This is a genomic window from Sphingosinicella sp. (genome assembly GCF_041916975.1).
Lineage (GTDB): Bacteria > Pseudomonadota > Alphaproteobacteria > Sphingomonadales > Sphingomonadaceae > Sphingosinicella.
Map to the genome: position 1 here is coordinate 2423547 of NZ_JAYRYK010000001.1, position 17922 is coordinate 2441468.

Consider the following 17922-nt stretch of genomic DNA (forward strand, 5'->3'; position numbering starts at 1 on the left):
CCTCGCGCTTCCGTCATTGTCGTCGAGTCCCCATGCCTCGTCCGGGAAAGTCACACTGAGAGAAATACGCGTTTCGCACAAACTTCGTGACCTTCCGCGCCGTGCGCTCGCCAACGCCGCGCCCGCTTGCTACACGCCTCAGCCATGACCGATGCTCCGCAGCACCTCTATCTCGTCGACGGGTCGAGCTTCATCTTCCGCGCCTATCACCGCCTGCCGCCGCTCACTGATCCCGAAGGCACGCCGGTCAACGCCGTCTTCGGCTTCACGGCGATGCTCTGGAAGCTGATCGAGGAACTCAATCGCGGCGAGGGGCCGACGCATCTCGCCGTTATCCTCGATGCCTCGAAGCACAGCTTCCGCATGGATCTCTACCCGGAATACAAGGCGAACCGGCCGGAACCGCCCGAGGACCTGATCCCGCAGTTCCCGCTGATCCGCGATGCCGTGCGCGCCTTCTCGGTGCCGTGCATCGAGGAGATCGGCATCGAGGCGGACGATATCATCGCCGCCTACGCCGTGAAGGCGCGTGAAGACGGCATGAAGGTCACGATCGTCTCGTCGGACAAGGATCTGATGCAGCTCGTCGGCGGCGGTATCGACATGCTCGATACCATGCGCGACCTCCGCATCGATGTGGCACATGTCGAGGAGAAATTCGGCGTGCCGCCGGAGAAGGTCGGCGATGTGCTGGCGCTGATGGGCGACGCGGTCGACAACATTCCGGGCGTGCGCGGTGTCGGCCCCAAGACGGCAACGCAGCTCATTCAGGAATACGGCGACGTCGAGACGTTGATCGCCCGCGCGTCCGAGATCAAGCGCGACAAGCTGCGCGAGATGATCCAGTCGAGCGTCGACGACATCCGCATGTCGCGCGTGCTCGTCACGCTCAAGATCGATTGGCCGCTTCCCGAGCCGATCGAGACCTTCGCGCTCAAGGATCCGCCTCACGAGCCGCTTTCGGCGTTCTTCAAGAAGCACGGCTTCCGTACGTTGCTCTCCAAGCTCGGCAAGCACGCGGCGGTGGAAGCGGCAGGCGGCGCGCCGGGTACTGCACTGCCTCCGCCCGACGCCTTCTCGCCGGCGCTGTTACCCTTCGAGCAAGACAAGTACGAGACCGTCGCAACGCTTGAGGCGCTCGACCGCTGGATCGCCGAGGCGTTCGCGGTGGGCACTGTCGCCGTCGATACCGAGACGGACAATCTCGATGCGATGCGCGCCAATCTCGTCGGCGTCAGCCTCGCGACCGCACCGAACCGCGCCTGCTACATCCCGCTCGGTCATGTCGCGAGCGAGGGTCTGCTTGGCGAAACGCCCGTGCAGGTGGACCGGGCGGAAGCGCTCGTCCGGCTGAAGCCGCTGCTCGAAGACGCCGCGACGCTGAAGGTCGGCCAGAACCTCAAATACGACATGCTCGTGCTCGCGCGGCAGGGCATCGCCATTGCGCCGTTCGACGACACGATGCTGATCTCCTACGCGCTCGATTCGGGCAAGGCGCTCGAAAACGGCGGCCCGATGGGCCACGGTATGGACGGGCTTTCTGAGCGGCTGCTCGGCCACAAGCCGATCCCGTTCAAACAGGTCGCGGGCACCGGCAAGGCGCAGGTCACGTTCGACAAGGTGCCGCTGGACGTTGCGACGAAATACGCCGCCGAGGATGCCGATTGCACGCTGCGCCTTTGGCAGCACCTGAAGCCGCGCCTGTGGCGGGAGCATGTGACCGGCGTCTATGAAACGCTCGAACGTCCGCTCGCGCCGGTGCTGATGCGCATGGAGCGGCGCGGCATCAAGGTGGATCGCTCGGCGCTGGCGCGCCTCTCGGCGGACTATGCGCAGGGTCTCGCTCGTCTCGAAGCCGAGATCCACGCGCTTGCGGGCGGTCCGTTCAACGTCGCCTCTCCGCGCCAGCTCGGTGAGATCCTGTTCGAACAGATGGGGCTTCAGGGCGGCAAGAAGTCCGCCAAGACCGGCGCTTATTCCACGGACGTCGACGTGCTCGACCGGCTCGCCGGCGAAGGCGTGCCGATCGCGCAGAAGGTGCTGGATTGGCGCCAGCTCGCCAAGCTCAAGTCCACCTACACCGATACGCTGCAGGAACAGATCAACCCCGAAACCGGCCGCGTCCACACCAGCTACGCGCTCGCTTCCACCACAACGGGGCGTCTCTCCTCCACCGATCCCAATCTCCAGAACATCCCCGTCCGCACGGAAGAAGGCCGCAAGATTCGCGACGCCTTCGTGCCGGATGCGGGCAACGTGCTGCTCTCGGCGGACTACAGCCAGATCGAGCTGCGTCTGCTCGCGGAGATCGCCGAAATTCCGCAGCTCCGTCAGGCGTTCGCGGACGGGCTCGACATTCACGCGATGACCGCGTCCGAAATGTTCGGCGTGCCGATGGCGGAGATGACACCGCTCATCCGCCGCCAGGCGAAGGCGATCAACTTCGGCATCATCTACGGCATTTCGGCGTTCGGCCTCGCGCGCAATCTCGGCATCGATCGCGGCGCGGCCGGTGATTACATCAAGAAATATTTCGAACGCTTCCCCGGCATCCGCGATTACATGGAGCGCACCAAGATGGGCGCGCGCGACATCGGCTATGTCGAAACATTGTTTGGTCGCCGCATCCACACGCCGCTCATCAAGTCCTCGAATCAGGCCGAGCGCGCCTTCGGCGAGCGCGCTGCGATCAATGCGCCGCTGCAGGGCACGGCGGCGGACATCATCCGCCGCGCGATGATCCGTATCGAGGATGCGCTCGAAGCCGAAAACCTCACGGATGCCCAAATGCTGCTGCAGGTCCACGACGAACTCGTCTTCGAAGTGCCTGCGGAAAAAGCCGCAGCGGCGGGCGCCGTCATCAAGCGCGTGATGGAGGAAGCCTGCGCGCCCGTCGTTGAAATGACCGTCCCGCTCGTCGTCGAGGTTGGCACCGGCCAGAACTGGAATGCCGCCCACTGATTGGCACTGTAACGGTTCCGCCATTTCACTGTCACCAAAGCGTCATCGAACGCGCCTAGGGGCGGCGTCAGAAACAGGTCGTCCTTGAAGCGGAGACGGAATCCCATGCGCACCACCAGCCTTGCTCTTGCCGGTATCGGTCTTCTGGCGCTCGCCGCCTGCGATTCGTCGCCTGCGCCCACGCCGCCGCAGGGTGGCGACACGGCCGCGACCGGCGGCGTCAACGTCTCCGGCCCGGCGCTCCGCATCGTCGGCTCCTCGACCGTTTATCCGTTTACCACGGCGGTCGCCGAGAACTTCCGCCGCAAGTATCCTGCGGCGGCCGCGCCGATCGTCGAATCGACCGGCACCGGGGGCGGCATCAAGCTGTTCTGCGGCGGCGTCGGCACGCAGCACCCCGACATCGCCAACGCCTCGCGCCGCATCAAGAAGAGCGAGGTCGAGCTCTGCAACACGAACGGTGTCAAGCAGATCGTGGAGGTTCAGGTCGGTCTCGACGGCATCGCCATCGCGCAGTCGAAGTCCGATGCGCATCTCGACGTGACGCCCGCGCAGATCTTCCTCGCGCTCGCTGCCACGAAGCCGGATGGTTCGAAGAACACCGTCACCACCTGGAACCAGATCGATCCCAAGCTCCCGAGCCGCAAGATCGAAGTGCTCGGTCCGCCGCCGACCTCGGGCACGCGCGACGCCTTCAACGAACTCGTGATGGAAGCGGGCTGCTCCACCTTCCCGAACCTGAAGGCGCTGAAGGACTCGAACGAGGACGAATACAAGACGCGCTGCACCAAGCTCCGTGAGGACGGCGTCTATGTGGAAGCCGGTGAGAACGACAATCTCATCGTCCAGAAGCTCGTCGCAAACCCCACGGCGGTCGGCATCTTCGGTTACTCATATCTTGAAGAAAACCTCGACAAGATCGAAGGCGTGAAGATGAACGGCGTCGCGCCGGAATACGAAGCGATCGCGAGCGGTGCTTATCCGGCATCACGTCCGCTCTACATCTACGTGAAGGGCGAGCACGCCCGCGCCAAGCCCGCGCTCGCGGTGTTCCTGCAGGAATATACGAGCGAGGCGGCATTCGGGCCGGAGGGCTATCTCAAATCACGCGGCCTCATCGCGGAGCCGGACGCCGAGCGCAAGGCGAGCGCCGCTGCGGCTGCCGCGCTGACGCCGCTTGATATCACCGCGCTCAAATAGGCGTCAGTTCAGCCGGAGTTCGTGGTCGACAAAACGGTATTCGGCCGGGCGGATCGATGCGCCGTGCATGATCCGCACCGAATGCAGCATTCCATCGATGCTGTGCGACCAGAAATCGAGAAACCGGATCAGCCGCGGAAAGCGCGGCGCCATGTCCAGCGTCTGCCACGTGAAGCTCTGCAGCACGTGCGGGTGGTCCGGCATATGGTAGAGGATATCGGCGGTTAGCGGGCGCCAGTCCTGCATCTGCCGGACAAAATCGCCATCAACCCCGTGCGGTACGTCATCGTGCATCGCAAGTTCCTTCCCTGTGGAACCCAGACACAGGGAATCATGCCGTCACACGACTGTAAATATCCTTAACGGGTGAGGTAAGTGGCTTCTAGGAAGTCACCTTTCCTTCATCGGGCTTGTGGTCGACGAAATGCTCCACCGACATGATTGTCCATGGCGCGCAACGCTGCCATAGACGCCGGCCGCTCGAGGCTGGAAAGGAACCACAATGCCCGCCGGCACAGCCAGCGCCATCGGCATCGACTTCGGAACGACCAATTCCGTGATCGCGCGCACAAACGGCGAGGGCATGGCCGATCTTGTCAGCTTTGCCGCGCCCGATGGACCAACGAGCGTGTTCCGCTCGGCACTTTGTTTCTGGCAGGACGAGGATGCACGCGGCGGGCTTGCCCATGCCGCCGGTCCCTGGGCCATAGCGGAGTTTCTCGAATATCCACAGGGATCGCGCTTCCTCCAGTCCTTCAAGTCGGTCGCCGCCAATCCCAACTTCGAACAGGCGAGCGTGTTCGAGGCGCGGCTGCGTTTCGAGGAATTGGGGCAGGTTTTCCTGTCCCATCTGCGCACTCATGGCGGTGATGCGCTTACCGCTCTGCCCGAACGCATCGTCGTGGGCCGCCCCGTGCGTTATGTCGGCGCACGGCCTGATCCCATGCTTGCACGGACCCGTTACGACGCCATGTTCGAAGCCCTCGGCCGACCGGTCCACTATGTTTACGAGCCGCTTGGCGCGGCATACAGTTTCGCCTCTCGGCTGAGCGCGCCCGCAACGCTGCTGGTCGCCGATTTCGGCGGTGGTACCAGCGATTTCTCGATCGTCCGTGTGACGCCCGGCGCTGCGCAGCGCTGCGTGCCGCTGGGCGCCGCAGGCATCGGCATCGCCGGTGACCGCTTTGACCACCGGATCATGGACCATCTTGTTCTGCCGCTGCTCGGCAAGGGCGGCCGCTATCGCTCCTTTGACAAGGCGCTCGAGATCCCGGCTGGCCATTTCGCGGATTTCGGTGACTGGTCCAGGCTTGCGCTCATGCGGAACCGCAAGACGCTCGACGAACTGGCGCGGCTGAAACGCGCGGCACTCGACCCAGCGGCCATCGGACGCATGATCGCCGTGGTGGAACACGAGCTCGGCCACAGCCTCTACGAAGCCGTCGGCAAGCTGAAGCGTACCCTGTCCACCGAGAGCCATGCCGCTTTCAATTTCGAGAGTGCGGATCTTACGATCAATGCCGAGGTTGCCCGCGCCGACTTCGAATGCTGGATCGCAGCCGACCTCGCCCGCATCGCCCAAACGGTGGATGAAGCGCTCGCCGCTGCACGCCTCAACCACGGTGATATCGATCATGTCTTCCTGACCGGCGGCTCCTCACTGATCCCGGCTGTGCGGCGGATTTTCGACGAGCGCTTCGGCGAGGCGCGCCTTGCCGGCGGCGGGGAGCTGACCTCGATCGCGCATGGGCTTGCACTCATCGGGCAGGCGCCCGACATCGCAGACTGGACTGCGCCAGAGGGGAGCAGAGCATGAGTGTTGCCTTTCGCCGTGAAAGCGATGACGAACATCTCGAACCGAAGTTCGAGCTGCCGATCCCGCCCGGCCCGAACCTCGTGACTGCGCGCGGGCAAGCGCAGATACGCGCGCGCGTTGCCGAGCTGGAAACCGTGCTGCAGGGCCTCAGCGATGAAGATGCGATCAAGGCGACGCGTCGCGACCTCCGCTACTGGCGCAACCGGCAAGCCACCATGCAACTCATGGAAGACGCGGATGCCGCCCGCGTGAGCTTCGGCTCCACGGTCACCTTTCTGCTGAACGGCGCCGAGCGCACCGTTACGATCGTCGGTCATGATGAGGCCGACCCGGCCGCCGGCCTGCTTTCGGTCTCCGCGCCGCTCAGCCGTGCGTTGATGGGCGCCGAGCCCGGAGATACGCTGGACTTCGCAAACGCGAGCGATGCGATCGTGGTCTCAATCTGTGTCCCGGAAGGCCGAGACGATAGCCGCATTTCGCCGAAATAGCAGTCGCTCCATCCTTCAGTCCGGCTCATCGGAAGCCGTCGGTACTCGATCCGGGGGAGCGTGTAAGTGCTTTCGGTGATCTTCAGCAGCCCCTCGACCTTCGTGCGGTCAGGCATGAAGAACACGCCGACGATCAAGGCCCTGGTGCCCACGGCCGGGATCGAACCGGCACGCCTGAAACAGGCGAGGGATTTTAAGTCCCTTGCGTCTACCAATTCCGCCACGTGGGCCGCTGCGGTCTCCGGCGTGCGTAGCGACTCTAGATGGCGCCGTCGAGGGGCTGGTGTCCGGCGGCGGACAGTGCGTCCATCAGGCGGGTCGCGGCGTCGTCGAGCGCGGCCCGCTCGCGGCTGCGGATCACGAAGTTCGCGCCGATGCGCCCTTCGCGCCAAAAGGGATAGCTGCCGATCTGGATGCCGGGTTTCTCCCGCTCCACAGCGATCAGGATCTCCGAAACGCTGCTTTCCGGCACCCAGGCGCCCACGGTGCGGTCGAGCACGGGGAGGCCGCCTTCGAGTTTACCGTCGAGCCCCGCGAGCATCCCCTGCGTGATTTTGGGCACGCCCGCGAGCATGAGGACGTTGCCGATGCGGATACCCGGCGCGCCCGAAACCGGGTTCTCGATAAGGGTCGCGCCCTCCGGCACGCGCGCCATGCGCAGCCGCGCCTCGGTGATGCGCTCGCCATAGTATCGGCGCAGCATGGCTTCGGCCTCCGGGTGCAGCACGACCGGCACGCCGAGGGCCTCCGCGACGGCATCGACGCTGATGTCATCGTGCGTCGGCCCGATGCCGCCCGTCGTGAACACATAGTCGCACTGGGCGCGGCAGGCATTGACGGCAGCGACGATGGCACCCATCTGATCGGCAACGACACGCGCCTCGACGAGCTGGATTCCCTGAATGTTAAGCCATTTCGCGAGATAGGCGAGGTTGGCGTCCTGGGTCCGGCCGGAGAGAATCTCGTCGCCGATGACGATGAGCGCGGCGGTCCAGATGCGGGGCGTGACCATGAAAGCATCCGTAGCGGCAGCGGCGTAGAGGGTAAAGCGTGATGGCAGGTTCGAAAGGCGGGGCATGAAACGGCTGCTGGCACTCGTGCTGCTGCTCGTCGCCGCGCCCGCGCTGGCGCAGGGCGATGCGAAGTCCTGCCCGGCGGGTACGGACCCGATGGCGCTCAATCCGGGCCAATTCGTCTGGATGCCCGCCGCGGCGCCCGATGGGCCGGTTCTTGTCGTCATCAGCCTCCCCCAGCAGCGCGCCTATGTGTTTCGCAACGGCGTGCAGATCGGCGCGGCGCGCGTTTCCACCGGCCGGCCGGGCTATGAAACGCCAACGGGTGTGTTCCGCGTTCTCGAAAAGGACGTCGATCACAAATCCAATCTCTACGACGATGCGCCGATGCCGTTCATGCTGCGGCTGACGTGGGGCGGCGTGGCGCTCCATGCTGGGTACGATCCGGGGCGCCCGCAGTCGCACGGCTGCATCCGTATGCCGCTCGCCTTCGCGCGCGACCTGTTCAGCATCGTGCCGCTCGGCGCGATCGTCGTCGTCACGGATCGCGCGCTTGAAGCGGGCCTGCGTGTCTCGCCGGCCTTGCTGACGGCCGATACCGCCGTGGTGGAAGGCGGGAAGGGCGATCACTGGTCGCCGGAGCGCGCGCCTGCGGGGCCGGTCACGCTCGTCGTCAGTGGCCGGGACCAGCGGCTGAGCGTGATGCGCGGGGGCGCCGAGATCGGGCGCACACGCATCACGATCACGGGCGATGCACCGCTCCACACGCACGCGCTGATGCTGATGGCGGGTGCGCCGGCGGGGGCGCCCGCATCCGGTTCGTGGATGCTGGTCGATCTGCCCGGAGACGCCGCGCTGCCGCCCGAAGCGAAGGACAGCCACGACGTCGATCGCATCCGTATGCCGCCCGAATTCGCACGCGCGCTCGGCGGAGTCCTCACGGCCGGGGCCACCATGCTCATCAGCGATTTGCCGCTGGATGTTGCCGGAGGGTCCGAACTTCAGTTATTTGGAGCGCAGCAATGATTCATCTGATGGCCTTTGCCCTGCTCGCGGCGCCTGCGCCGAAGGCGGTTACGCTCGATGCAAACGTGCGCCGTGCGGCGCTCGACGTCGTGTCGTGCGCGCAGGCGGCGGGGGTGGGCAAGGGCGCACACACCGTCACGATCATCGATTACGGCCGCACCTCGCTGGAACCGCGCCTGTGGGTGGTGGATTTGAAGACGGGCGCCGCGCTCGTGCAGGATTATGTCGCGCACGGCCGCAACTCGGGCGAAAACCGCACGACAAGCTTTTCGAACGCGATGAACTCGCGCCAGTCGAGCCTGGGCCTTTTCGTCACTGCCGAAACGTACATGGGCTCGAACGGCTATTCGCTGCGCATGGACGGGCTGGTGCCGGGCATCAACGATGCGGCGCGTGATCGTGCCATCGTCATGCACGGCGCGCCCTACGTGAATCCCGAAGCAGGCGCGAAGCAGGGCCGGCTCGGGCGCAGCTGGGGCTGCCCGGCACTGCGCAGCGCGATCGCGCACGGCGTCATCGATCTCATCAAGGGCGGCAATTTCGTGTTCGCCTGGCACCCGGACCGGAACTGGGTCGCGGATTCACCCTATGGCAAGTGTGTGCTTGCCATGAACGATCGCCCGGCTGGCGCCAGCCGCACGGCGCGCTGAGGCAGGGAACATGGACATAGAAGTTTCAGACGTCATTCTCGATGCATCCGGCATCAAGCTGCACGGGCCCGATGCGTTCGAAGGCATGCGCCGCGCCGGTCAGCTCGCCGCGGCGGCGCTCGATATGCTGGTGCCGCACGTCGTGCCCGGCGCCCGCACGATCGATCTCGATACGATGGTCTACGAGTTCGTGCGCGAACGCGGCGGTGTTCCCGCCACCGTGTTCTACAAGGGCTACAGCCATTCGAGCTGCATCAGCATCAACCATGTCGTCTGCCACGGCATCCCGAGCGCGAAGCGGCTGGTGAAGGGCGATATCGCCAACATCGACATCACGGTCATCGTCGATGGCTGGCACGGCGACACGAGCCGCATGTTCCTTGTGGGGGACGTGCCGCTGAAGGCGCGCCGCCTCGTCGACATCACCTATGAGTGCCTGATGCGCGGCATCGCGGCGGCGAAGCCGGGCAACCGCCTCGGCGACATCGGCCACGCCATCCAGTCTTATGCCGAGGAGCAGCGCTGCGGCATCGTCCGCGATTTCTGCGGCCACGGTCTCGGCCGCATGTTCCACGACGAGCCGAGCGTCGTCCATGTCGGTAAGCCCGGGCGCGGCGTGCTGCTGAAGCCGGGCATGTTCTTCACGATCGAGCCGATGATCAACCTCGGCCGCGCCGACGTGAAGGTGCTCGACGACGGCTGGACGGCGGTGACGCGCGACCGTTCGCTCTCCGCACAGTTCGAGCATTCGATCGGCATCACCGAAACCGGCTGCGAGATCTTCACGAAATCGCCCGCCGGCCTCGATCGCCCGCCCTACACAGCCTAGGAAATGTCCCTCCTTCAGGGGGGAGGCGTTTACAGCTCCAGCGTCATGCAGACGCTGTAGGGGTCTTCGGTGTATTCCCCGAACGGCGGGCACAGCGTGAAGCCGCGGCTCGCATAGAGCAGCCGTGCCGCATCGAACGCGGCGGGCGTGCCCGTTTCGAGGCTGAGCCGCGTGTAGCCGCGCTGCCGCGCCTCTTCGATGATGTGGTCCAGCATGACTGTGGCGACCCCGCGCCGGCGATAGCGCTCGTCGGTCCGCATCGATTTGATCTCGCCGTGCTGCGGATCGAGTTCGCGCAGCGCGCCGCAGCCCAGAAGCACGCCTTCGTCCCACACCGTCCAGAAGCTGATGTCGGGCGCGCGCAACGCTTCGAGATCGAGCGCATGGACGCTCTCGGGCGGCGAATGGCGGTGCATCTCGTCGAGATGCGCCTGCAGCAGCGCGGCAATTTCCGGGCCTTGCAGATCGTCGCGGCGAATCTCCATCAGCCAAGCGCCTCCCTCAGCACCGCGATCAATCGGTCGCAGTCCGCATCGTCGTTGTAGAGGTGCGGTGTTACACGCAGCGAACGGCCGCGCAGCGAAACAAAGACGTTTTCACCGGCAAGACGTTCGAGCAGCCCGGCCGGCACGTCCCCCGGAAAGCCGAGCGACAGGAAATGCGGCGCGCGGGTGCCCGGATCGGGCGCGAGCAGGCCGATGCCGCGCGCCGCCTCGCCGAGCGCGAGGTTCCGGCTTCCGAGCGTTTCGGCGATGTTCGCGATGCCCCAGCCGAGCAGCATGTCGATCGCGGCGGCGGCGCCCATCAGGAGCGGCGGATTCGCCTTCTCGCCCATGTCGAAGCGGCGTGCGCCCGGCTGGAAGTCGTTCCGGTAATCGACGAGCCGAGCGAAATCCTCGCTGCCGCCGCGGTTCATCCAGTTGTGCTCGATGGGCGTGCCGTCCTGATGCTGCGGTGCAACATACAGCATGCCGATGCCATAGGGACCCATCGCCCATTTGTAGCAGGCGGCGACCATGAAATCGGGCTGCACGCGCGCCGCATCGAACGGTAGCGCGCCGAGCGACTGGGTGAGATCGAGCACGAGCGCCGCGCCCACTTTGCGGCACGCCGCGCCCACGGAATCGAGGTCCACAAGGCCGCCGTCCGCCCAGTGGCAGTTCGGCACGGCGACGATGCCCGTATCGGGGCCGATCGCGGCAAGCACGGCGGGCGTCCATGCGCTGCCTTCATCGCGCTTCACCGTCACGATGCGCGCGCCGCAGGCGATGGCATGTTCGCGCCACACGTAGAGGTTCGAAGGGAACTGGTCGGTAAGCACCACGATCTCTTGCCCGCGCCGAAGCGGCAGGTTCCGTGCGGCGACGGCAAGGCCGTAGCTGACGGAGGGAACCACGGCGAAATCGTCCGCGCTGCCTGCGGCAAGCGCGGCGAAGCGCGCACGCGCAGCCTCGGTGTGGGCGAAGAAATCGGCGGGCCGGTAGGTCCACGGCGCGGCTTTCAGTGCCGCACCGCGCTCTATCGCCGCTGTAACCTCGTGCGCGAGCGGCGACATGTAGGCACAGTTCAGGTAGGCGACCTCACGCGGAATCGCGAACCGGTCGCGCTGGCAGGGGATCATGCTCATGGTCCCGTTAAGCCAGAAGCCCATTGCGGCTGCAAGGGACTGGCCTTTACCCCCGGCTTGCGGCTAGCGTCGTTTCATGCCCGATATGGACTCCGCCAATGCTGATGCCGGCCACCGCGCCCGCATGCGTGCCCGCATGCTGCAAGGCGGGGGCGACGCGTTCCACGATTACGAGCTGCTCGAATATCTGCTCGGCCTCGCGATTCCGCGCCGCGATACGAAGCCGCTCGCGAAGGCGCTGATCGCGCGCTTTCAGTCGTTCGCCGGGGTGATCTCGGCTGAGCCGCGCGACCTGAAGCGCGTCGAAGGCGCGGGTGACGCCGTGATCGCGACGCTCGGCTTCGTGCGCGCCGCCGCGCTGCGGCTCAAGCGCGCGAACGTCTATGGAAAGCCCGTGCTCGCCGGCTGGCAGGCGCTGCTCGATTATCTCCATGCCGACATGGCGCATCTGGGGCGCGAGCGTTTCCGCGTGCTGTTCCTCGATTCGCGCAACGTGCTCATCGCGGACGAGGCGATGTCGGACGGCACGGTGAACCAGACTTCGGTCTACGTGCGCGAGGTCATCCACCGCGCGCTCGATCTCGGCGCCACCGCGCTGATCCTTGTCCACAATCACCCCTCGGGCGACCCGAAACCGAGCCGGGACGACATCCAGCTCACCAACCACGTCCGCGATGCGGCGCGCGTGCTCGGCATCCAGCTTCACGATCACATCGTCATCGGCCGCGAAGGCCACGCCAGCTTCAAGGCCCTCGGGTTGCTCTAAGGCTGGAAACCGCGCGCCCCGTCTGCTACCCGCGCGGCCCTGACAGGAGCCCACGCATGATTCCACGCTACAGCCGCCCCGAAATGACGACGATCTGGGAGCCGGAAACCCGTTTCCAGATCTGGTTCGAGATCGAGGCGCACGCCATGGACGCGCTCGTCGAGCTTGGCGTGGTCCCCGCGGAGGCCGCAAAGGCGGTTTGGGAACGCGGCGGCTTCGACGTTGCGCGCATCGACGAGATCGAGCGCGAGGTGAAGCACGACGTGATCGCCTTCCTCACCAGCCTTGCCGAGCATGTCGGCGAGGAGGCGCGCTTCGTCCACCAGGGCATGACGAGTTCGGACGTGCTCGACACGTGTTTCAACGTGCAGCTGGTGCGCGCGGCGGACCTCCTCATCGCCGATCTCGATGCGCTGCTCGCCGCCATCAAGCGCCGCGCGCTTGAACACAAGATGACGCCCACGATGGGCCGCAGCCACGGCATCCATGCCGAGCCGACCACCTTCGGGCTCAAGCTCGCGCAGGCCTATGCCGAGTTCGAGCGCTGCCGCGCGCGGATGGTCGCGGCGCGCGAGGAAGTCGCCACCTGCGCGATTTCCGGCGCGGTCGGCACGTTCGCGAACATCGATCCGCGCGTCGAAGAGCATGTCGCGAAGGCGATGGGGCTGAAGGCGGAGCCGGTCTCGACGCAGGTGATCCCGCGCGACCGCCACGCCATGTATTTCGCGACGCTCGGCGTCATCGCCTCGTCGGTCGAGCGGCTGGCGGTGGAGATCCGCCACCTGCAGCGCACCGAGGTGCTGGAGGCGGAAGAGTATTTCTCGCCCGGCCAGAAGGGCTCCTCAGCGATGCCGCACAAGCGCAACCCGGTGCTGACCGAGAACCTTACCGGTCTCGGTCGGCTGGTACGCGGCTATTCGATCCCGGCGATGGAAAACGTCGCGCTCTGGCACGAACGCGACATCTCGCATTCGTCGGTCGAACGCATGATCGGGCCGGACGCGACCGTCACGCTCGATTTCGCACTCGTCCGGCTCACCGGCGTTATCGACAAGCTCCTCATCTACCCCGAGCGGATGCAGAAGAACCTCGACAAGATGGGCGGGCTCATCCACTCGCAGCGCGTGCTGCTGGCGCTCACGCAGGCGGGTGTGAGCCGCGAGGATTCGTACCGGCTCGTGCAGCGCAACGCGATGAAGGTGTGGGATTCGGACGGGCAGCTCCAGCTGCTCGACCTCCTGAAGGCCGACCCGGACGTGACCGCGCGGCTTTCGAACGCGGAGCTCGAAGGCCTCTTCGACCTCGGCTACCATTTCAAGCATGTCGATACGATCTTCCGGCGCGTTTTTGGCGAATAAGTCCTTGTAAAATAGGACTTGCTTTGCCAGCCAGGGTGCCGGCAGCGCGTTGGCCTCCACTTCGCCCACTTGTCGCTTTTTTCAGAAGCGGTGGTGCTTGCGTTCCTGCCGAAGCTGGATGCCGGCGTCGAGCAGCGGTGTCGGTGTGCGTTCGAACTCGGCGGGCGTCATGCCGATGAAGTGCTTGAACTCGCGCGTGCGGTGCGACTGGTCGAAATAGCGCAGCGCGGCGAGATACTCGTCATCGGGATCGCCGAGACCGCGCATCGCGGCGGCCATGTCGAGGAAGCGGCTGCGCCGCATCACGGTTTTGGGCGTGTGCCCGAAATGCGTGGTGGAGAGACGTTCGAGTTGACGCGACGAGATTCCGAGCTGATCGGCAAGGTCTTCGACACGCGTCGCGCTGTCGAGGCGGGCGATGCTTTCGAGGTGCTGCATGGCTCCGTTCACGCGTTCGGGTGCTTTCAGCTGGGCGCTGATCGCGGCCTCGCAGATCGAAACGATCGCATCGTCGTCGGTCAGCCTGGCGACATCTGCGAACCGGGCTTCCGCCTCTTCGCCCCACACGTCGGCGAGCCGCACCATGCGGTCCGCGAAATCGGAAGCAGGGCGGTCCGAAAGCGCGCGCCAGCCGGAGGGGCGCAGCGCGACGCCGACGATGAAGAAAGGGCCGCGTACGCGCACCTTGAACGGCCGTGCGTTGGCGCCGAAGAACAGAACGTCGCCCGGCCGCTCCCAGCGCCCCGGCGCGATCTCCGCCGCCCAGTCGCCGGTGATGAGGATACGGACGAACGCGGTTTCGGCGAGCAGCCGGTCCACCATGACGAAATCGTCAGGGAGCGGTGCCCGGAATACATAGTGGCGCGCGACATAGGGCGCGAGGTGCGACGAGGGAGCATAGTTGCGCGACTGCAGCATGAATGGCTCTTCCGGCTCAATTCTTATACTCAGGGCAACTGATTACGAGCACGTATTGTTCCGCCCCCGCAAGTAAAATCCGGCGAGTTCAGAGAAGCCGTATCTCCCGAAGCCGCTGCAGCAAGTAGGCGTTGGCGGTGATGCCTTCGGCGTAACGATCCGGATTGGCCGCAGTGACGCAACCCGGCAGGGTCTCGATCCGGTAGTCGGGCGCGAAGTGGAGGAAGAACGGCATCGAATAGCGCGCGCGCCCCGCGGCGTGGCCCACGGGGTTCGCCACGCGGTGCGTGGTCGAGGGCAGCACATGGTTGGTCAGCCGCTGGAGCATATCGCCGATGTTCACGACGAGCGCGCCCTCGGGCGGGCTCACCGGCAGCCAGGAACCGTCGCGGTTCAGCAGTTCGAGCCCGGCTTCCTCGGCGCCGAGCAGCAGTGTGATGACGTTGATGTCCTCGTGCGCGGCGGCGCGAATGCCGCTCGGCGCGGCGGGTTGCGGCGGGTAGTGCAGGAAGCGCAGCACGCTGTTCCCGTCGCGCGTCGGCTCCGCGAAAAAGCCGTCCGGCAGGTTGAGCCCGATCGCAATGGCTTCGAGCAGGCGCGCGCCCGCCGCCTCGAACGCCGCGAAGATGCCGAGTGCCGCCTCGCGGAAGCCCGCAACCTCGGGCCACACGTTCGGCGGCATGTCGGCGGCATAGTGATGACCGGGGGGAAGCTCGCGGCCGACGTGCCAGAACTCCTTCTGGTCGACCTCCGCTGCGTCCTTGGCGGCCTCGACGCCGAACGGCGTATAGCCGCGCGCGCCGCCCGTGCCCGGAATATGCCATTGCCGCTTCACGGCATCGGGCAGTGCAAACAGGCGCCGCGCCGCGGCGTCGGCCGCGCGTATGGTTTCAGCCGGGATGCCGTGATCGGTCACCACGCCGAAACCGTACATCCTGAAATCGTGCATCAACTGCCGCGAAAAATCAGCCGGCCGGCCCGCCATCGAAACGGGGCTCAAACTCTCGGCGGTTACCGTCATCGCGCAGGCTCGAATGCAGTTTTCACGCTGGAAATCCTAGCGCGACGGGAACCGCTTGTCGCCTGCGGTGTTATGTCATCTGACTCGCGTGATTTCTGCCCCCAACGCACGCGGGTCACCCTGCCCGAAGGAGTGGGCCGCGTCGGCTTCATGCTGGCGCGGCCCTTTCCATATAAGGCACGGGCCTTTCAAAAGGACTTTTGCCGAAGCGGTCGCTAGGGTTCCCCTTCGAACAGGGAGAAGCCGATGCGCCGTTTCGTTGCCGCCGCCGTTTTCATGGGTCTCGCCGGGCCTGCTGCCGCCGATGCGCTCACCGATGCGGTCGCGGCCGATACGCCGTATCTGGTGGCGCTCTACGCGCATCTACATGCCAATCCCGAAGTGTCGTTCCAGGAGGTGGAAACCTCGGCGCGCATGGCAGCGGAGCTGAAGAAGGCCGGGTTCACCGTCACGACCGGCATCGGCAAGACGGGCGTGGTCGCGGTGCTGAAGAACGGCGACGGGCCGGTCGTGATGCTGCGCGCGGACATGGACGGGCTTCCCGTCACCGAGGAGACCGGCCTGCCCTACGCCAGCAAGAAGACCATTCAGGTTCCCGGTGTCGGCACCTCCGGCGTGATGCACGCCTGCGGGCACGACATCCACATGGCGAGCATGATCGGCACCGCGCGGCGCCTCGCGGCGACGAAGGCCGAATGGTTGGGCACGCTCGTCGTCATCATGCAGCCCGCCGAGGAACGCGGGGGCGGCGCGCGCGATATGCTCGCGGACGGGCTCTATGCGCGCTTTCCGAAGCCCGCGCATGTCATCGGGCTGCATGACAGCGCCACGCTTCCTGCCGGAACGCTCGGGATTTCGGACGGCTACGTGATGGCGAACGTCGATTCGGTCGACATCGAGGTGAAGGGCAAAGGCGGCCACGGCGCCTATCCGCACACCACGAAAGACCCGATCGTGCTCGCAAGCCGGATCGTCGGTGCATTGCAGACGCTGATCAGCCGCGAGCTCGATCCACAGACGCCCGCCGTGGTGACGGTTGGCGCGTTCAACGCGGGCACCAAGCACAACATCATTTCGGATGGCGCACACCTGCAACTCACGGTGCGCAGCTATTCGGACGAGACGCGGCAGTACTTGATCGATGGCATCAAGCGTATCGTACGGGGCGAAGCGATTGCGGCCGGGATGCCGGAAGAGCTGATGCCCGTCGTCATCGTTGCCGATGAGTTCACACCTGCCACTTACAACACGCCGACGCAGACGGAGGCGCTCAAGACTGCCTTTGTCGCGCGCTTCGGTGCGGACAAGGTGAAACCGTATAAACCCGAAATGGGCGGCGAGGATTTCAGCCGCTATTACCGCGAGGACAAAAGCATCGAGAGCACGCTGTTCCGGGTGGGTGCAGTCAAGCAGTCGACCTATGATGCGGCGGGCGGCGATCCGACGAAGCTGCCATCGCTCCATTCCTCGAAGTTCGCGCCCGATCCCGAGCCGACGATCCGCGCCGGTGTCGAGGCGATGGTGACGGCGGCGCGGACGGTGCTCGGGAAACGCTAGGCGCGGTCTTTCAGGTAGTAGCGCTCGATTTCCTTGAGGTCGGCATCAAGCTCGTAGACGAGCGGCTGGCCGGTCGGGATTTCGAGCGTGGGGATTTCGTCGTCCGAAATGCCCGAGAGGTGCTTCACGAGCGCGCGCAGGCTGTTGCCGTGTGCGGAGATCACAACGCGCTCGCCTGCCTTCAGGCGCGGTGCGATGGCGGCCTCCCAATAGGGGAGCACGCGGGCGATCGTGTCTTTCAGGCTCTCGGTGCGTGGCACGGCGATGCCTGCATAGCGACGGTCTTTCGAAACGTCGAACGCACTGTCTGCTTCAAGCTCCGGCGGCGGAATATCGAAGCTGCGGCGCCAGATATGCACCTGCTCGGCACCCACCTTGTCGATCATCTCCTGCTTGTTGAGCCCGGTGAGGCCGCCGTAGTGGCGCTCGTTGAGGCGCCAGTCCTTGGTGACCGGCAGCCACAGGCGGCCCATCTCCTCGAGGACGAGGTTGAGCGTCTTGATCGCGCGCGTTTGCAGGCTGGTGAAGCAGGTATCGAAATCGAAACCGGCGCCGGCGAGAAGCTGACCGGCGGCGCGCGCTTCGGCGGCGCCCTGTTCGGTGACATCGACGTCCCACCAGCCGGTGAAACGATTTTCAAGGTTCCAGGCCGACTGGCCGTGGCGCAGCAGTACGAGACGGGGCATTGTTTG

The 17922-nt window shown here is 65.6% G+C and carries 17 protein-coding genes and 1 tRNA gene; 10 read left to right on the forward strand and 8 right to left on the reverse strand.

The features are described 5' to 3' along the window. Positions 1 to 144: 144 nt before the first annotated feature. Positions 145 to 2961 (forward strand): DNA polymerase I, encoded by a 2817-nt coding sequence (gene polA / locus ACE3TJ_RS11525; protein ID WP_374596232.1) that lies wholly within the window; start codon positions 145 to 147, stop codon positions 2959 to 2961. A gap of 105 nt (positions 2962 to 3066) precedes the next feature. Further along, positions 3067 to 4161, forward strand: a complete 1095-nt coding sequence (locus ACE3TJ_RS11530; RefSeq protein ID WP_374596234.1) for a PstS family phosphate ABC transporter substrate-binding protein — start codon at positions 3067 to 3069, stop codon at positions 4159 to 4161. 3 nt (positions 4162 to 4164) lie between these two features. Here ACE3TJ_RS11530 and ACE3TJ_RS11535 read toward each other — a convergent pair whose 3' ends face one another. Further along, on the reverse strand, positions 4165 to 4455 hold the full coding sequence (locus tag ACE3TJ_RS11535) for an usg protein (protein ID WP_374596236.1): 291 nt from the start codon (positions 4453 to 4455) through the stop codon (positions 4165 to 4167). Positions 4456 to 4663: 208 nt separating this feature from the next. Here ACE3TJ_RS11535 and ACE3TJ_RS11540 point away from each other — a divergent pair, with 208 nt between their 5' ends. Next, positions 4664 to 5977, forward strand: a complete 1314-nt coding sequence (locus tag ACE3TJ_RS11540; RefSeq protein ID WP_374596238.1) for an Hsp70 family protein — start codon at positions 4664 to 4666, stop codon at positions 5975 to 5977. Continuing rightward, positions 5974 to 6465 (forward strand): GreA/GreB family elongation factor, encoded by a 492-nt coding sequence (locus ACE3TJ_RS11545; RefSeq protein WP_374596240.1) that lies wholly within the window; start codon positions 5974 to 5976, stop codon positions 6463 to 6465. The genes ACE3TJ_RS11540 and ACE3TJ_RS11545 overlap by 4 nt, the downstream gene beginning before the upstream one ends. Before the next feature lie 142 nt (positions 6466 to 6607). Here ACE3TJ_RS11545 and ACE3TJ_RS11550 read toward each other — a convergent pair. Both ACE3TJ_RS11550 and ACE3TJ_RS11555 read right to left on the reverse strand, forming a co-directional pair. Next, positions 6608 to 6695 (reverse strand) — tRNA-Leu (locus tag ACE3TJ_RS11550). Between the two features lie 29 nt (positions 6696 to 6724). Beyond that, a complete protein-coding gene (locus ACE3TJ_RS11555) occupies positions 6725 to 7477 on the reverse strand; it encodes a competence/damage-inducible protein A (RefSeq protein WP_374596242.1) in 753 nt (250 codons plus the stop codon). Between the two features lie 64 nt (positions 7478 to 7541). Here ACE3TJ_RS11555 and ACE3TJ_RS11560 point away from each other — a divergent pair, with 64 nt between their 5' ends. Genes ACE3TJ_RS11560 through map form a run of 3 tightly spaced genes read left to right on the forward strand, consistent with a single transcriptional unit; the run spans position 7542 to position 9983 of the window. Continuing rightward, positions 7542 to 8504: a L,D-transpeptidase family protein gene (locus ACE3TJ_RS11560; protein WP_374596244.1), complete on the forward strand. Its 963-nt coding sequence runs from the start codon at positions 7542 to 7544 to the stop codon at positions 8502 to 8504. Beyond that, a complete protein-coding gene (locus ACE3TJ_RS11565; protein ID WP_374596246.1) occupies positions 8501 to 9154 on the forward strand; it encodes a murein L,D-transpeptidase catalytic domain family protein in 654 nt (217 codons plus the stop codon). The genes ACE3TJ_RS11560 and ACE3TJ_RS11565 overlap by 4 nt, the downstream gene beginning before the upstream one ends. A gap of 10 nt (positions 9155 to 9164) precedes the next feature. Beyond that, the gene (gene map, locus ACE3TJ_RS11570; RefSeq protein ID WP_374596248.1) at positions 9165 to 9983 is read left to right on the forward strand and encodes a type I methionyl aminopeptidase; all 819 of its coding nucleotides are present in this window, start codon (positions 9165 to 9167) and stop codon (positions 9981 to 9983) included. A gap of 29 nt (positions 9984 to 10012) precedes the next feature. Here map and ACE3TJ_RS11575 read toward each other — a convergent pair whose 3' ends face one another. Both ACE3TJ_RS11575 and ACE3TJ_RS11580 read right to left on the reverse strand, forming a co-directional pair. Continuing rightward, the gene (locus ACE3TJ_RS11575; RefSeq protein WP_374596250.1) at positions 10013 to 10468 is read right to left on the reverse strand and encodes a GNAT family N-acetyltransferase; all 456 of its coding nucleotides are present in this window, start codon (positions 10466 to 10468) and stop codon (positions 10013 to 10015) included. Then, positions 10468 to 11610 carry an aminotransferase class V-fold PLP-dependent enzyme gene (locus tag ACE3TJ_RS11580; protein WP_374596252.1) on the reverse strand — a complete coding sequence of 381 codons (1143 nt, stop codon included), beginning with the start codon at positions 11608 to 11610 and terminating at the stop codon, positions 10468 to 10470. Before ACE3TJ_RS11580 ends, ACE3TJ_RS11575 begins: the two co-directional genes overlap by 1 nt. A gap of 76 nt (positions 11611 to 11686) precedes the next feature. Between ACE3TJ_RS11580 and radC the strand changes: the two genes are divergently transcribed. Next, positions 11687 to 12376 (forward strand): DNA repair protein RadC, encoded by a 690-nt coding sequence (gene radC / locus ACE3TJ_RS11585; RefSeq protein ID WP_374596254.1) that lies wholly within the window; start codon positions 11687 to 11689, stop codon positions 12374 to 12376. Between the two features lie 56 nt (positions 12377 to 12432). Then, positions 12433 to 13734, forward strand: coding sequence for an adenylosuccinate lyase (gene purB / locus ACE3TJ_RS11590; RefSeq protein WP_374596256.1), 1302 nt, complete (start codon positions 12433 to 12435; stop codon positions 13732 to 13734). Positions 13735 to 13815: 81 nt separating this feature from the next. Here the strand turns inward: purB and ACE3TJ_RS11595 are convergent, their stop codons facing one another. Next, entirely contained in the window at positions 13816 to 14652 is an 837-nt protein-coding gene (locus ACE3TJ_RS11595) for a helix-turn-helix domain-containing protein (RefSeq protein ID WP_374596258.1), read from the reverse strand. Positions 14653 to 14740: 88 nt separating this feature from the next. Further along, a complete protein-coding gene (locus ACE3TJ_RS11600; RefSeq protein WP_374596260.1) occupies positions 14741 to 15673 on the reverse strand; it encodes an isopenicillin N synthase family dioxygenase in 933 nt (310 codons plus the stop codon). A 246-nt stretch (positions 15674 to 15919) separates the two neighbouring features. On the opposite strand from ACE3TJ_RS11600, the gene ACE3TJ_RS11605 reads away from it, so the two are divergent. After that, entirely contained in the window at positions 15920 to 17230 is a 1311-nt protein-coding gene (locus ACE3TJ_RS11605; RefSeq protein ID WP_374596262.1) for a M20 family metallopeptidase, read from the forward strand. On the opposite strand, the gene gpmA is transcribed toward ACE3TJ_RS11605, so the two are convergent. Further along, on the reverse strand, positions 17227 to 17916 hold the full coding sequence (gpmA, locus tag ACE3TJ_RS11610) for a 2,3-diphosphoglycerate-dependent phosphoglycerate mutase (protein ID WP_374596264.1): 690 nt from the start codon (positions 17914 to 17916) through the stop codon (positions 17227 to 17229). The two genes, ACE3TJ_RS11605 and gpmA, sit on opposite strands and share 4 nt — an antisense overlap. Between the last annotated feature and the right edge of the window lie 6 nt (positions 17917 to 17922).

What these genes read in the sequence shown, in the direction of transcription:
- polA (WP_374596232.1), top strand. Translation starts at nt 145, where the DNA reads ATGACCGATGCTCCGCAGCACCTCTATCTCGTCGACGGGTCGAGCTTC.
- ACE3TJ_RS11530 (WP_374596234.1), top strand. Translation starts at nt 3,067, where the DNA reads ATGCGCACCACCAGCCTTGCTCTTGCCGGTATCGGTCTTCTGGCGCTC.
- ACE3TJ_RS11535 (WP_374596236.1), bottom strand. Translation starts at nt 4,455, where the DNA reads ATGCACGATGACGTACCGCACGGGGTTGATGGCGATTTTGTCCGGCAG.
- ACE3TJ_RS11540 (WP_374596238.1), top strand. Translation starts at nt 4,664, where the DNA reads ATGCCCGCCGGCACAGCCAGCGCCATCGGCATCGACTTCGGAACGACC.
- ACE3TJ_RS11545 (WP_374596240.1), top strand. Translation starts at nt 5,974, where the DNA reads ATGAGTGTTGCCTTTCGCCGTGAAAGCGATGACGAACATCTCGAACCG.
- ACE3TJ_RS11555 (WP_374596242.1), bottom strand. Translation starts at nt 7,477, where the DNA reads ATGGTCACGCCCCGCATCTGGACCGCCGCGCTCATCGTCATCGGCGAC.
- ACE3TJ_RS11560 (WP_374596244.1), top strand. Translation starts at nt 7,542, where the DNA reads ATGAAACGGCTGCTGGCACTCGTGCTGCTGCTCGTCGCCGCGCCCGCG.
- ACE3TJ_RS11565 (WP_374596246.1), top strand. Translation starts at nt 8,501, where the DNA reads ATGATTCATCTGATGGCCTTTGCCCTGCTCGCGGCGCCTGCGCCGAAG.
- map (WP_374596248.1), top strand. Translation starts at nt 9,165, where the DNA reads ATGGACATAGAAGTTTCAGACGTCATTCTCGATGCATCCGGCATCAAG.
- ACE3TJ_RS11575 (WP_374596250.1), bottom strand. Translation starts at nt 10,468, where the DNA reads ATGGAGATTCGCCGCGACGATCTGCAAGGCCCGGAAATTGCCGCGCTG.
- ACE3TJ_RS11580 (WP_374596252.1), bottom strand. Translation starts at nt 11,610, where the DNA reads ATGAGCATGATCCCCTGCCAGCGCGACCGGTTCGCGATTCCGCGTGAG.
- radC (WP_374596254.1), top strand. Translation starts at nt 11,687, where the DNA reads ATGCCCGATATGGACTCCGCCAATGCTGATGCCGGCCACCGCGCCCGC.
- purB (WP_374596256.1), top strand. Translation starts at nt 12,433, where the DNA reads ATGATTCCACGCTACAGCCGCCCCGAAATGACGACGATCTGGGAGCCG.
- ACE3TJ_RS11595 (WP_374596258.1), bottom strand. Translation starts at nt 14,652, where the DNA reads ATGCTGCAGTCGCGCAACTATGCTCCCTCGTCGCACCTCGCGCCCTAT.
- ACE3TJ_RS11600 (WP_374596260.1), bottom strand. Translation starts at nt 15,673, where the DNA reads ATGACGGTAACCGCCGAGAGTTTGAGCCCCGTTTCGATGGCGGGCCGG.
- ACE3TJ_RS11605 (WP_374596262.1), top strand. Translation starts at nt 15,920, where the DNA reads ATGCGCCGTTTCGTTGCCGCCGCCGTTTTCATGGGTCTCGCCGGGCCT.
- gpmA (WP_374596264.1), bottom strand. Translation starts at nt 17,916, where the DNA reads ATGCCCCGTCTCGTACTGCTGCGCCACGGCCAGTCGGCCTGGAACCTT.